Here is an 11,243-nt window from a genome sequence, read left to right on the forward strand (position 1 = left end):
GGGCTGAATGGAGCAAAATCTACTCCTTCCTCCCTAGTTTCGTCATCAGCAGGGGAATAAGCGTGAAGCACCCGGACGAGAGCCTCATCCTCTCCAGGAGGGGTTGTCACCTCATCCGTAAAAATGAGAACACGTAACCCTTGCTCAACTTCTTCAACTGTCTCAGCTTCTTCCTCAGGTACTTCTTCGCCTACTTCTTCAGCCGCTTCTTCAGGCGTTTCCTCTGGTTCTTCAACTGTTTCAGTTTCTTCCTCAGGTACTTCTTCGCCTACTTCTTCAGCCGCTTCTGCAGGCGTTTCCTCTGGTTCTTCAACTGTTTCAGTTTCTTCCTCAACTGCATCTTCAACTGCCTCAGCTACGCCGCTCAGCACGACCAGAGTGTAGTGGCGACCAGCTTCAAAATCATGCGAGTCGCTGGCGACTTCTTCACCTTCAACCAAAACAGTTATATTCACGGTGCCGGAGGACACAGGCTGGTAGTCACTCACCGCTCTAAAAGCAACAACTTCAAAGCTCGACTCACCATCAACGCTAATCTCGAGCTCGGGTGTGTCCGGATCGAGGTGGGCTACCCGCACCATCGCCTGAGCATTTCCAGCAGGCTCCTCAGCTTGCTGCGCGAATATCATGCCATAGATTGTCATCAACATCACTATGAGTAGTTTTTTCATGTGAATTCTCCTTTCCTACTTCTAAAGACAATACAACTTTATCCGTAGAAGGGCAATAGATAACATGCATCAGGGGTGCAAGTCACCTGGTAATGGTTCAGCTTTTGCTTCCAAGAGCTATGCAAGACGTAACCGTTCATGACCTATAGGTTGACTTTGAGCGAGTCCCAACAAAAGCAATTGAGCACGGCGTGTCTGAGAAGTTCTCGGGAAAGTCAACCAATTGTACCGCATGGGCTTATACCTACTATCAATAGTACTTCCTCTCGCCTTATACCCCCTGAACAGTTACTGCAAGACTTTAGCAGAGTGAAATGGAGATGGCCCAAAGTGATATCTCGAAAATCCTTTTGATTAAGGCGCGTCGGCCCTGGCGCTAATCGTTCTCACCCAGAGCTACCGCCCGCTCAAAGACCTCGCCAGCCTCCCGGCCGCGGCCGCAGCGCTCGAGCACGTCGCCCAAGCCCTGCCAGGCCGCCTGCGAACGGGGGTCGTGCTCGGTCGCCCGGCGAAAGAACCCCATGGCCGCTTCGGGCTTGTCCGCGGCCAGCGAGGCCGCGGCGGCGAAGAGCAGGAACGCCGTCTGCTCGTCCTTGAGCGCCTGGCGCATGTCGTGAATCCAGGGCGAGTCGAAGCCGGACAGGAACTCACCCCGGTAAGCGGCCAGGGCCTCCTCGAAGGCGGCCGGGGTCTTGAGCTCCCTGGCCCTTACGCTGAGCTGGCGGTACTGCCCCACGTCGTAGTGGACGTCGAAGCGGCTGTGCAGGTAGTAGCGGCGGTTGCTCGACTCGACGAGCTCGTCGCCGATCACCTTTCTGAGCCGGTAGAGGGTAGTGTGAAAGGATGAACTGGCTTTGGCCTCGTTCTTGCCGGGCCAGAGGGCTTCGGCGACTTGCCAGGTGGTCACGCCGGCGCGGTTTTCCAGCAGGTAGAAAAAGAGTTCCAAGGCCTTTTGCGAGTCCCAGACCAGAAGCCGACCATCGCGGCTCACCTGGACCCTGGCCATCGCCGTGACCGCGATCAGCCCCTCGACCGGCCGCTTGAGCTCCTGCACGCGCTGCAGGCGCACGCCGACGGCGCGAGCGAGGTCATCCGGCGCGAAGGGCTTGGTGAGGTAGTCGTCGGCGCCCAGGCTCATGCCTCGGCGGACGTGGCTGCGCTCGGTCATGGCGGAGAGAAAGAGAAAGGGCACGTCCAAGTTGGCCATCGTCTGCACCCTCTTGCAGAACTCGAAGCCATCCATCTCGGCCATGGACACGTCGGAGACGATCACGTCGGGGCGCAAGCCGCCGCCGAGCCGGGCGAGCGCCTCCTGGGGGTCGCTGAAGGTCATCACCCGGTAGCCCGTCTCCGCCAGACTGAGGTCGATCAGCTTGAGAATGGCCGCATCGTCATCGACGGCCAGGACGAGGGGTATCGGCATAGCTCGAATCTTACCCTGCCGCGCTCGCCCGTGGTGTCTTGAGATGGCTGTTTTGAGATGGCTGTTTTGGGAATGGTTTGAGGTGAGGCAGCCACGAAGCCGCCCATTCCCCACAAGCCCCTTTCATGGCTGCATCTACGCTGCATCTACACTGCATCTACACTGCATCTACACTGCATCACGGCTCCGGCTCTCTCCCTGCTGCAAGCAGGAGCGCCTCGGGGTCGTCGGCCATGACACCGTCTACCCCCAGAGCCAAGAGCTCGCGCACCCGCGCCGCCTCGTTGACGGTCCAGACGTTGACCATGAGCCCGCGCCGCCGCGCCCGCGTCATCAGCCCCTCGTCCACCTGCCCCTCGTTGGGGTGCAGGGCGTCGACGTGCAACAGAGCCGCCAGCACGCCTGGGAGCAGAAGGGGTAGCTTGGGCGCAAAGAGCAACGCGGTGCGGAGCTCGGGGGCCAGCAGCCTGACCTTGAGCAGGGACCAAACGTTGAAGCTCGAGACGAGCACGCGACTCGCCAGGCCAGAAGCCCGCACCTGCCGGACCACCTCCTGCTCGAGCCCGGCGGCGCGGAAGCCCTGGGCCTTGATCTCGAGGTTCAAGAGCCTGCCGGGATAGCGCCGCGCCAGCGCGAACAGCCCCCCCAGCGTCGGCATGGTCGCGTCCGCCCTCTGTAGCGCCTCCAGTTGTAGCGCCTCCAGGGTCAGCGACGTCACCCTCTCGCCCGAGGGCAGGTAAAGGTCGTGGTAGAGCACCAGCGCGCCGTCACGGCTCCTCTGCACGTCGAACTCGATGCCGTCCAGACCGGCCCCGAAGGCCGCCTCGAAGGCGGCCAGGCTGTTTTCCGGCAGCCGACCGCGCACACCGCGGTGGCCGATGAGCAGCGGCCGCCCGCGCGTCACCCCCGGGAGCGGCCGGGGCCACCAGGCGGGCCCAAACCAGACAAGCAGCAAGACCAGGAGCAGCAAGACCAGGAGCAGCAACGAGCTTCCCATTGCTCTCGAGCTTACCGCGCCGGGCTCGCGCGATCGGGAGACCGGATCATGCCGGTGATCGTGCCGGGTGATCGTGCTGGGTGATAGAGTGGCGCGTGCCCACCAAGGCGGCGGCTCAGAAGGTCCGACCGGACAGCGAAACCGTGATGCGCCTGGTCGCGCCCCTGGCGCTGGCGCTCATCCGCGCCCTGGCGCCCTACCGCCTCGACCCACTCCTCATCGTCGTCCTGCACAGCGCGCTGGGGCTCCTGGCGGCCCTCCTCATCGCCCGCGCCAGCTACCCGCTCTGGCTCCTAGCGGCGCTCTTGCTCCTCGTCAAGACCGTTCTCGACAACGTCGACGGCGGGCTCGCCCGCGCCACCGGCCAGGTTACGGTGATGGGGCGCTACCTCGACACGGTCTTAGACACGTTGGTCAACCTGGCGCTGTTCTTGGCGCTCGCCGCGCACGGTTCGCTGCTCGTTTCCCTCGTCGCCTACGGTCTCCTCATACTCATCTTGTCGCTTCGGTTCAACGCCCAGCGCCTCTACCGCGAGGCGCGCCAGGAGGGTGAGCCGCCGGGGCAGCATGCAAAAGCGGGCGCGCCCGGCTGGTTGATCGCGCCCTTTCGCGGCTTCTACGGCCTCGTCCTGGCGCCCCAGGACCGCCTCCTCGAGCGGCTCGACCGCGCCATCTTCGCGCGCCTGAGCGGGAAGCAGCCTACAGACGCGCCCGAGGGCTGGCGCTTAGTCTGGAACGGTATGATCTCGACGGCGCCGCTCGTCAACCTGGGCCTCAGCACCCAGCTCGTAGGGCTGAGCCTCTTTCTGCTCATCGGGCTGCCTTACGGCTATGTGATCAGCCTCTTCGTTCAGGCGCTCTACGTCCTCCTCGTCCAGCTCGCGCGGGCGCTGAGCTTCCGGCGCTACCTGAGGCAGCGTGGCTAAAACCCGTGCCTTGGCGACCGTCGGCGCGCTCGTCATCGGCCCGTCGGGGCGGGGGTTGTTCGTCAGGCTGAACGACGAGGCCGAGGCCTACGCCTGGCTCGAGCCCAGGCGCGCGCTAGACTATCCCCTGAACGCGCCCACGCGGACGCTGGTGCGCTTTTTTCTCGAGCGCAAAGATCACCTGGAGGAGTTGGCATGAATGATCCGACCGCCGTTTGTTTTGAGGACCGCTGATGCCGTCCGCCCTCGTCACCGGCTCCGCCAAGGGCATCGGCAAGGCCCTCCTGCTCGCCCTAGCGGAGGACGACTACGACGTGGCGGTGCACTACCGCTCGAGCCTCGAGGAAGCCGAAGGCGTCGCCGAGGAGGCGCGCGGCCACGGGGTCAGGGCACTCGTGCTCCAGGCCGACGTGACAAAACCGGAGGAGGCCCATGGACTCGTTACCGCCGCGCACGAGGAGTTCGGCGGCCTGGACGTGCTCGTCAACAACGTCGGCAACTACCATAAGGGCAAGCTGGCGGAGCACAGCCTGGAAAGCTGGCACGAGATGTTCGACAGCAACCTGCACGCCACCTTCTACACCTGTCAGGCCGCCGTCCCGCTCATGCGGGCGGGCGGGCGCATCCTCAACATCGGCTACGCGGGCGCGCACAACCTGGTCGCCAGACCGGGCGTCGTGGCCTACGCGATCGCCAAGACCGGGGTGATCCTCTACAGCAAGGCGCTCGCTCACGCGGAGGCGAAGCGTGGCATCACCGTCAACGTGATCAGTCCGGGGGTGATGGAGAACAGCGTGACGAAGCCCCCGAAGTTGCCGATGGGCCGCGAGGGCAGCCTGATTGAACTCGTCGCGGCGGCGCGCTACTTCTTGAGCGACGAGGCCCGCTACGTCACCGGCGCCAACTTGGAGGTCGCCGGGGGCTGGAATCTCTAACCCTCGAGCCCAAAGCGGCGAGCGCGTACACGGCTTGACCGAGGCCACGACCCCCGTCGCGTAGTCTAGACGATGTCGCATAGGCTTAATGACAAAAGGCTGAACGACAAAAGGCTGAACGACAAAAGAACGATAGCTGGACGACAAGGAGATGACGATGAACGACTCGAGCTACGATTTTTTGATCATCGGCGGCGGCCAGGCCGGGATTCCCCTAGCGCAGGCGCTCGCCAAGGCCGGCAGGCGCGTCGCCCTGGCCGAGCGCAAGCACCTAGGCGGCTCCTGCGTCAACTTCGGCTGCACGCCCACCAAGGCCGTCCTGGCCTCGGCGCGAGTAGCCCAGCTGGCCCGGCGCGGCGCGGAGTTCGGCTTGGAGATTCCCGAGGTCAGGGTGAACTTCGGGGCCGTCCTAAAGCGTGCCAAGGACATCCTGATGGAGTCGCGCAGTGGGCTCGAGAAGAGCATGGCGGGCGACAACCCCAAGCTCCTGCGCGGTCACGCCCGCTTTACCGGCAAGGCCGCGGGGGGCTTCAGGCTGAGGGTGGGGGAGCAGGAGGTCAGCGCTCAGCAGGTGGTCGTCAACACCGGCACCCGCGACCTCGTCCCGAGGGTCGAGGGACTGGGAGATATCGAGATCATCCACGCCGGCAACTGGCTCGAGCAGGACAGGCTGCCCGAGCACCTGGTCGTCATGGGCGGCGGCTATATCGGCGTCGAGATGAGCCAGTTCTACCGCCGCATGGGCAGCCGGGTGACGGTCGTCGAGGGCAACAGGCAGATTCTGGGCCACGAGGACGAGGAGGTCGCGGAAGCGTTGCGGCGCCTCCTGGAGGCCGAGGGCGTCACCTTCAAGTTGGGCGCCAAGGTCGCTCGCGTCGCGCGCGACGGCGAAGGGATTCGCGTGGCGCTCGAGGGCGACCAGGCTATTGACGCCAGTCACCTCTTCGTCGCCACCGGCCGCAAGCCCAACACCGACGACTTGGGGTTGGGGACCGTCGGCGTCAAGATCACCGACAAGGGCATCCTCGAGGCCGACGAGCGCCTCGCCACCAATGTACCAGGTATCTGGGCCGCGGGCGATGTGCGCGGCGGGCCGATGTTCACCCACACCGCCTACCACGACTACCGGGTGCTCGAGTCACAGCTCCTGGAGGGCGGCGCGCGCACCACCAACCGGGTCGTGCCCTACGCGGTCTTCACCGACCCCGAGCTGGGCCGGGTGGGCATGACCGAGGGGGAAGCGCGCGAGGCCGGCAAGAGGGTCAAGGTCGCGCGTTACGAGATGAAAAAGAACGGCAAGGCGCGCGAGATCGGTGAAAGCGAGGGCTTTATCAAGGTGATCGCGGAAGAGGGCGGCAACAACATCCTCGGCGCGGCAGTGCTCGCCGCCGAGGGCGCCGAGCTGGTGCATATGTACATCGACCTGATGAACGCAGGCGCGCCCTACACGGTCATCCAGAACGCCCTGCACATCCATCCCACCCTGGCCGAAGCGGTGCAGAGCGCGCTCGGCGAGTTCGCTTAGCCAGAGTGCTACAGCCCGACCTCCTACGGCCCGATATCCTACAGCCCGACCTCCTACAGCCCGATATCCGCGACCTGGGCCTGATCGGCGACCGGCGCACGGTCGCGCTGGTCACCAGGGCGCGCGCGGTCGTCTGGTACTGCCCGGGACGCTTCGATGAGCCCTCGCTCCTGGCCGCGCTCCTGGACGCGGGACGGGGCGGAGCCTGGACGCTCGAGGGAGCGGACCTCTCCCCCACGGGCCGCCGCTACCAAGAGGAGAGCGGGGTGCTCGAGACGCGGCTCGCGCTGACGGGAGGCGAGCTGACCCTCACCGACTTCATGCCGCTGGGCGAGAGGACACCGCGCGGTCTCTGCCGGCTCGTTTCCGAGGCGCCGTCTCCGCGCTGGCCGACTTTTTGAGTGAGCACTGGCAGGAGCCCGACTACGGCCCCTGGGAGGAACGCGAAAGGCGGCAATACACCGCCAGCAAGGTGATCGTCGCCTGCGGCCTGGACTCGCTCGCCGACTTTGCCGAAAGCGAGCCGCAGTGGCGACGCTGGCGCGAGGCGGTAGGAACCATCCGCGACTTCGTGGCCCGCGAATGCCTGACCAGCGAGGGCGCCTACGCGGCGGTGGCGGGCGGCGAGGCGGTGGACGTGTCGGCGGCGCTCTTTCCCATCTGGGCCTATACCAAGGCCGACAGTCCGGAGATGCTCGCCACCATGAACGCCCTGGAGCGCGACCATGCGGCGGGCCACCTCTACCGCCGCCACCTCGAGCGCTTTGGTGCCAAGGAGGGCGCCTTTTTGGCCGGCACCCTGTGGGTGGCGCAGTACTGGGTGATGCGCGGCGACCCCAAACGCGCCCAGGCCATTCTGGACGCGGCCCTCGCGGGCGCCAACGATCTCGGCCTCTTCGCCGAGGAGCTCGATCCCGAAAGCGGCGAGATGCTCGGCAACTTCCCGCAGACCTTTGTCCACGCCGCCTTTATCGGCGCGGTGGTGGACCTGAGGGAGAGGCTCGAGCAGGCCTAGTCGGTGCGGGCCGACAGGGACGATTGGTATTCAGCTTGACGGAAATAAAAGAAGCGCTATGCCTAACCTAGATGCCAAGGAGGCGCTATGGATAACACCAACCCTGAACAGTCCGGCAGCAGAGGCGCAAACGCCACCTACCTCTCGAAGGGAGAGGAGAGTGTCACCTTTCCGCCCCAGCGGACGGCGCTCCTCGTCATCGACCCGGTGAACGACTTTCTCTCCGAGGGCGGCGCGGCCTATGAGATGACCAAGTCAACGCTCAAGATGGTGAACGTCATCGAGAACCTAAAGCGCGCGATCGAGGGGGCGCGTGCGCGTGGCATCCCCGTTCTCTTCGGCCCCATGGCCTACACCGAAGAAGACTACAAAGAGCACGAGCTGCACCGCCGCAGCGCCATCAACCGCATCATGTACGAACACAAGATGTTCTTAGCGGGCTCCTGGGGCGCCGACTTCCACCCCGACCTGCAACCCGAGGCGGGCGACATCGTGCTCCTGCCCCACAAGAGCTGCGACGTCTTCGTGACCGACCTACCCGAGCACTTGGAGCGCCTTGGCATCACCCATCTGGCGATCGCCGGGATGACCGCCAACCTCTGCTGCGAGAGCACCGGCAGGCACGCCATGGAAGCGGGTTACGACGTCACCTTCCTCTCCGACGCCATCGGCTCGACCAACGTCCCCTCCTACGAGGCCGCCATCCACATCAACTTCCCGATGCTCACCAACGGCATTATGAAGGCTGAGGAGTTTTTGGAGGCCTTGGACGCTTCGGCCGAGGCCCGCACCGCGGTCCAGGAGGGCGACACCGTCCTCGGCTCGGACCACGGCGAGATCGGTACGGTCAAGGAGGTCGCTCAGGCAAGCGGCGACAGCGAAGCCTATATGCTAGTGCCCCGCGGCATGATCTTCCACAGCGACACCTACATTCCCCTGGAGACCGTGGTGAGGCGTTCGGGCACCGCCGTCTTCGTCAACGTGCCCAAGATTGTCGTTGGGACGATGCCCTGGCAGGAGCCGCCGACCAGGAGGACCACCGAGGAGAAGCAAGGGCTCCCTGCCGCCGAGGTAGACAAGCTCTACGGCTCTCGGGCGCCCACTCGCCACCAAGGCTCGGCCCAGACTGAAAGGAGCTGAAGCGCACGTCTTCGCCTACCTCACCTCGAGGAACCTCGCAGGATCACTTTGGTCTTAGCGCCCATACTCCACGAGCAAAGCGTAGTCTAGGCTGAAATTCGCGTACAGAACGCAAAAAACGGCGTCCGCCGGTATTGTATTTGACGGAGCCGGCCTGTGATTCTCCCTAAGCTTGTAAAGATCAACTCCCGGAAAGGAGGCATGTCCCTTCATCTCCCATCGCCTCAGCATCACCTTCTGCGGCTACGCCATTTCCCTCAACAGGAGAATCTTCATATGACCAAGGACTCACGGCGCCATACATCGTCCCTTCGCCTGGCACTCCTCAGCCTCATCCTAGTCTCTCTGACGCTCGGCCTGGCCCAAACCACCGAAACCACCCCCGCGACCATCCTCGAGCTCCCCGAGGGCTTCACGGCCGAAAGGGTCGCTGACGGCCTCACCTTCCCCACCTCCGTCGCCTGGGACGACCAGGGCCGGATGTGGATTGCCGAGGCGGGCGGCGGCTTTCAGCCCGAGCAGCTCGAGCCCTCGCGCCTCTTGCGCATCGACAACAGCGAGGTGGTCGAGACCCTCGAGCTGAGCGAGCACCTCATTCCGCCGGTGGTCGGCCTGACCTTCCATGACGGCCACTTCTACATCACCCACCGCGACATGAACGACATGACGGGCGCGGTCTCCCGCGTCGCCATGGACGGCAGCGTCGAGCAGATCCTCACGGGCTTTCGCGACGCTCGCGCCGAGCACTTCATGAACGGCATCGAAGTCGGCCCCGACGGCCGCCTCTACTTCGGCGTCGGCCAGGCGGGCAACTCGGGCGTGATGGGCCCCGACGTCGGTCCCTTCATCATGCTGAACCCCGACCTGCATTCGGTGCCCTGCGAAGACCTCACGCTGCTCGGGCACAACTTCATGGTTCCGGACTTCAGGGTCATGGACGAGGACGAAAACGGTGAGGACGAAGAAGGCCCGATGGTCCTGACCGGCGCCTTTGTGCCCTTCGGCGAGGTCACGCAGCCGGGCCAGGTGGTACCGGGTGAAGAGAAGTGCGGCGGCGCGGTCTTCTCCTTTGACCCCGCCGACGCCGAGGGCAGCCTCGAGCGCTTCGCCTGGGGCATGCGCCAGCCCATCGGCATCACCTGGAACGAAGCGGGCGAGATGTTCGTCGGCGAAAACGGCTACGACATCCGCGGCGCCCGCCCGGTTCAAGACGAGCATGACGCCACCTTGCGCGTGCGCCAGGGCGTGTGGTACGGCTTCCCGGACTTCTCCGCCGCCCGTGAACCCCTTACCGATCCTGGATTTGACATCCCCGAGGAAGCGAAAGAGGACGCGCAGCCGCCCGTCGTCCGCGGCGAGGACGAGGAACTCGGCCGGACGCTCACCTTCGTGATCGACCATGAGGCCAGCGGCCTCACCCCGCCTGACCAAGCGGACGTGGTCGGCCTTCACCCCTTCAACTCCTCGCCGTCGCAGCTCGACGTGGCCCCCGCCGAGTGGGGCGACTTCGCCGGTCATCTCTTCGTCGCCGAATGGGGCGACCTGGCGCCACCCACCAACCCGCTGCGCGAGGAGCCGGTCGGCTACCGGGTGGTGCGCATCGACCCGGCCACGGGCGAGCTGACGCCCTTCGTCAGCAACCAGTTGCCCGGCCCCGCCTCGGAGCAGGACCCCTTCGGCGAGGGCATGGAGCGCCCCTTCGACGTGAAGTTCGGCCCCGACGGCGCCATGTACATCGTCGACTACGGCGTGGTGGAAATCGACATGGAGCTCGAGCCCCCCTACGACTACATCGCGGGCACCGGCGCGGTCTGGCGCGTCAGCCGCGGCAGCGGTCAGTAGACCCAGCCTCATTCTTCGGCGCGACCTGGGGCTAGACTGTCCAAGCCTCGGGTCGGTTTCGCGCCTTGACAGAGTTTCCCAGTTTTCAACAAAGGAGTCACGATGAAAAGAGCAACCCTGCTATTCGCGCTCGTCACCGGCATGATGGTCATGGCGGCCTCGTCCCAAGCCCAAGCACAGATGGACATGGGCGGCATGGACATGACGGGTATGGGCGCGGAGACCACCGCCCTCGCCGAGACCGAACTCGACTCCTTACCTGAAGGCCCCTTGGCCTGGATCGCCCTCGACCTTAGCGGTATCGACGGCGAAATCAGCGTGACCAGCCCCGCACCCGGCTTTCTCTACGCCCACGAGGGCTCACACGGCGCCAGCGCCGACGGTGAGGAAGTCACCCTCGAGCCCGGCGAGGCGGTCTTCGTGCCCGCGGGCAGCGAGGTCATGCTCGAGAGCGGCGCGGGCCTCTGGCACATCGTCTTGGCCGATCCCGAGGCGGAACTGCCCGAAGAGCTCGAGGGCGCCGAAGTGGCCTTTAGCAGCGGCGAACTCGCGGGCCTGCCCGACGGCCCAGCCGCACTCCGCTTTCTCCTCGTCGATCTCCCCATGATGGACAGCGCCACCACCGTCCACTCCCATCCGGGTCCCGAGTACATCTACGTGAGTGAGGGCGAGATCGAGTACGAGACCGGCCTCGCCGACACCGAAATGCTCACCGTGGGTGACGACCGCGCCCTGCCCGCCGACACCGCCGTGCAAAAGCGCAACCCCA

Annotated in this window: 12 protein-coding genes; 9 read left to right on the top strand and 3 right to left on the bottom strand. The window is 64.9% G+C overall.

Annotation, left to right across the window (positions count from 1 at the left end; translation table 11 throughout):
* The 3 genes from M3498_16455 to M3498_16465 form a co-directional block, all read right to left on the bottom strand.
* Positions 1–671, bottom strand: a 671-nt coding sequence (locus tag M3498_16455; protein MDQ3460863.1) for a DUF4397 domain-containing protein, incomplete at its 3' end; no start/stop codon positions are given.
* A 376-nt stretch (positions 672–1,047) separates the two neighbouring features.
* On the bottom strand, positions 1,048–2,094 hold the full coding sequence (locus tag M3498_16460) for a response regulator (protein MDQ3460864.1): 1,047 nt from the start codon (positions 2,092–2,094) through the stop codon (positions 1,048–1,050).
* A gap of 178 nt (positions 2,095–2,272) precedes the next feature.
* Positions 2,273–3,091, bottom strand: a complete 819-nt coding sequence (locus M3498_16465; protein ID MDQ3460865.1) for a glycerophosphodiester phosphodiesterase — start codon at positions 3,089–3,091, stop codon at positions 2,273–2,275.
* Between the two features lie 80 nt (positions 3,092–3,171).
* On the opposite strand from M3498_16465, the gene M3498_16470 reads away from it, so the two are divergent.
* From M3498_16470 to M3498_16510, 9 genes are all read left to right on the top strand, one after another.
* Positions 3,172–4,017: a CDP-alcohol phosphatidyltransferase family protein gene (locus M3498_16470; GenBank protein MDQ3460866.1), complete on the top strand. Its 846-nt coding sequence runs from the start codon at positions 3,172–3,174 to the stop codon at positions 4,015–4,017.
* Positions 4,010–4,216 (top strand): hypothetical protein, encoded by a 207-nt coding sequence (locus tag M3498_16475; protein ID MDQ3460867.1) that lies wholly within the window; start codon positions 4,010–4,012, stop codon positions 4,214–4,216. The genes M3498_16470 and M3498_16475 overlap by 8 nt, the downstream gene beginning before the upstream one ends.
* A 34-nt stretch (positions 4,217–4,250) precedes the next feature.
* Positions 4,251–4,952, top strand: coding sequence for a bifunctional dihydropteridine reductase/dihydrofolate reductase TmpR (gene tmpR / locus M3498_16480; GenBank protein ID MDQ3460868.1), 702 nt, complete (start codon positions 4,251–4,253; stop codon positions 4,950–4,952).
* Between the two features lie 157 nt (positions 4,953–5,109).
* Positions 5,110–6,477: a mercuric reductase gene (locus M3498_16485; GenBank protein MDQ3460869.1), complete on the top strand. Its 1,368-nt coding sequence runs from the start codon at positions 5,110–5,112 to the stop codon at positions 6,475–6,477.
* 5 nt (positions 6,478–6,482) lie between these two features.
* Positions 6,483–6,878 carry a DUF5911 domain-containing protein gene (locus M3498_16490; protein ID MDQ3460870.1) on the top strand — a complete coding sequence of 132 codons (396 nt, stop codon included), beginning with the start codon at positions 6,483–6,485 and terminating at the stop codon, positions 6,876–6,878.
* Positions 6,875–7,492 (top strand): glycoside hydrolase family 15 protein, encoded by a 618-nt coding sequence (locus M3498_16495; protein MDQ3460871.1) that lies wholly within the window; start codon positions 6,875–6,877, stop codon positions 7,490–7,492. Before M3498_16490 ends, M3498_16495 begins: the two co-directional genes overlap by 4 nt.
* An 87-nt stretch (positions 7,493–7,579) precedes the next feature.
* A complete protein-coding gene (locus M3498_16500) occupies positions 7,580–8,632 on the top strand; it encodes a cysteine hydrolase (GenBank protein MDQ3460872.1) in 1,053 nt (350 codons plus the stop codon).
* A gap of 276 nt (positions 8,633–8,908) precedes the next feature.
* Positions 8,909–10,474, top strand: coding sequence for a sugar dehydrogenase (locus M3498_16505; GenBank protein MDQ3460873.1), 1,566 nt, complete (start codon positions 8,909–8,911; stop codon positions 10,472–10,474).
* 102 nt (positions 10,475–10,576) lie between these two features.
* On the top strand, positions 10,577–11,243 hold a 667-nt coding region (locus tag M3498_16510; protein ID MDQ3460874.1), incomplete at its 3' end, for a hypothetical protein.

It is taken from the genome of Deinococcota bacterium (assembly GCA_030858465.1).
GTDB lineage: Bacteria > Deinococcota > Deinococci > Deinococcales > Trueperaceae > JALZLY01.

Bases quoted from the DNA above. Each gene is read 5' to 3' on its own strand.
- tmpR (MDQ3460868.1), top strand. From the start codon at position 4,251: ATGCCGTCCGCCCTCGTCACCGGCTCCGCCAAGGGCATCGGCAAGGCC.
- M3498_16505 (MDQ3460873.1), top strand. From the start codon at position 8,909: ATGACCAAGGACTCACGGCGCCATACATCGTCCCTTCGCCTGGCACTC.
- M3498_16460 (MDQ3460864.1), bottom strand. From the start codon at position 2,094: ATGCCGATACCCCTCGTCCTGGCCGTCGATGACGATGCGGCCATTCTC.
- M3498_16485 (MDQ3460869.1), top strand. From the start codon at position 5,110: ATGAACGACTCGAGCTACGATTTTTTGATCATCGGCGGCGGCCAGGCC.
- M3498_16465 (MDQ3460865.1), bottom strand. From the start codon at position 3,091: ATGGGAAGCTCGTTGCTGCTCCTGGTCTTGCTGCTCCTGGTCTTGCTG.
- M3498_16500 (MDQ3460872.1), top strand. From the start codon at position 7,580: ATGGATAACACCAACCCTGAACAGTCCGGCAGCAGAGGCGCAAACGCC.